The sequence below is a fragment of the Serratia odorifera genome (assembly GCF_041448735.1).
Taxonomy (GTDB): domain Bacteria; phylum Pseudomonadota; class Gammaproteobacteria; order Enterobacterales; family Enterobacteriaceae; genus Serratia_F; species Serratia_F odorifera.
In genome coordinates this window covers 1-604 of the sequence record NZ_JBGMUT010000066.1, presented here as the reverse complement: position 1 = coordinate 604, position 604 = coordinate 1, and the positions used below count along the sequence as shown (strand labels likewise).

General features: G+C 36.1%; 1 protein-coding gene. It reads right to left on the bottom strand.

Features of this window, described 5'->3' with window-relative positions; all coding sequences use genetic code 11:
* A partial coding sequence (gene istB / locus ACCC84_RS23875) for an IS21-like element IS232 family helper ATPase IstB (RefSeq protein ID WP_371902435.1) occupies window positions 1–604 on the bottom strand: 604 nt, incomplete at both ends.

The window sequence follows — 604 nt, the reverse complement described above, 5'->3', positions numbered from 1 at the left end:
CGATAGGATTGTCCTACAATACTGACCACCGTGGCATGATGTAAGACACGATCTAGTATGGCATTGGCGAGTTTAGGGTCCTGGAATACTTCGTCCCAAGACTTGAAGTTGATATTGGTCGTTAGGATGGTACTACGCTTTTCATAACGCATATCGATTAATTGAAAGAATAATTTTGCATCCTCCGGATCAATAGGCAAGTACCCAATTTCATCAATAATAAGTAATTTGTATTTTGTATAGTGCTTTAAACGAGATTCTAGGCGATTCTCAATCTTGGCACGTTTTAAATTTTGAAGTAAATCATGACATTTAATAAAATAAGTACTTGTTCGCTTTTTAGCTGCTGCTATACCAATAGACGTGGCCAAATGGGTCTTACCAACACCACTAGGTCCTAAAAATACTATGTTTTCTTGTTGCTCTAAGAAACGTAGAGAAATAAAATCTAAGATTTGTTGTTTATTAATACTCGGCTGGAATTCGAAATCAAACTCATCAACCTCCTTTCTATGAGGAAATGCGCCCATTTTCACCATAGAATGAATCATATTTTGTTCTCGTACATCAATCTCATAGTTTGTCAGTTTAACAAGTGTCTCTA